At 75.2% G+C, this 1,200-nt stretch carries 1 protein-coding gene; it reads right to left on the reverse strand.

Translation table 11 applies throughout. The features are described from left to right. Positions 1-1,200 (reverse strand): ABC transporter ATP-binding protein/permease (locus tag DW309_RS02645; protein ID WP_136044482.1); only part of this gene is annotated, 1,200 nt, incomplete at both ends.

Raw genomic sequence — 1,200 nt, forward strand, 5'->3', positions numbered from 1 at the left:
AGAGCGCCCGCGCCCCCGCGACCCGCTGCGCCTGCCCGCCCGACAGGCCGCTGCCCTGCACGCCCAGCTCCCGCGCGGGGTCGATGCCCTCGGCGCAGGCGGCGTCGAGCGCCCTCCGCACCCGCTCCGCATCGGGCTCCGGGTCACCGAGGGCGACGTTGTCCGCCACCGTGCCGCGGATGAGCCCGGGCGACTGGCCCGCCCACGCCAGCCACTCCGACGACGCGAGGCCGCGGACGTCACGCCCGGACCACGTCGCCTCGCCCGCGAACGGCACCGCACCCCGCAGGGCCGCCAGCAGACTCGACTTGCCCGCGCCGCTCGGCCCCTCGATGAGGGTGATGGTGCCGCGCTCGGCGGTGAACGACACGGGCGGCAGGTCGCGCACGCGCAGCTGCTCTACGACGAGGGCCCCGTCCGTGCGAGTTCGCGACTCCGGCGAACGGACGGCGGCTGCGCCGGGGACCGCGCCGGAGGCGCTCACCGCGGCAGGCGCTCCCGAGTCGTGTACGCCGGAGCCGTCGCCCCGCGCCTCGTCGAGCACCGCGAACACGTCCTCGGTCGCGGCGACCCCCTCCGCCGCCGCGTGGAACTGCACGCCCACCTGCCGGATGGGGAGGAAGGCCTCGGGCGCCAGCAGCAGCACGAACAGCCCGACCTCGAGCGTGAGCTCGCCCGACAGCAGCCGGAACCCCACCGCGACCGCGATGAGCGCCACCGCCAGCGACGACAGCAGCTCCATGGAGAAACCCGACAGGAACGAGAACCGCAGCACCTTCATGGTCTCGCGACGGTAGTCGTCGGCGGTGGCCTCGATGCGGTCGGCCGCCCGGGCGTCGCGGCCGAACAGGCGCAGCGTCGACAGTCCCTGCACGGTGTCGGCGAACCGGGCGGCCAGTCGCTGCAGCGTCTGCCACTGCCGCTTCTGCACGGTGCGGGTGGCGATGCCGATCAGGATGAGGAACAGCGGGATGAGCGGCAGGGTGATGAGGGCCGTGAGCCCGCTCGGCCAGTCCTGCCACCACATGACCGCGACCAGCACGGGTGTCGCGATCGCCGTGAGCACCAGCTGCGGGATGTACCGGGCGAAGTAGGCGTCGAGCGCCTCCAGCCCGTGCCCCGCGGTCACCGCGAGCGCCGTCTGGTTCCGCTGCGCCAGCCACCCCGGCCCGAGGCGCCCGACGGCCGCCACGAGCGCGG

It is taken from the genome of Microbacterium sp. K41, from assembly GCF_004794395.1.
Classification (GTDB): domain Bacteria; phylum Actinomycetota; class Actinomycetes; order Actinomycetales; family Microbacteriaceae; genus Microbacterium; species Microbacterium sufflavum.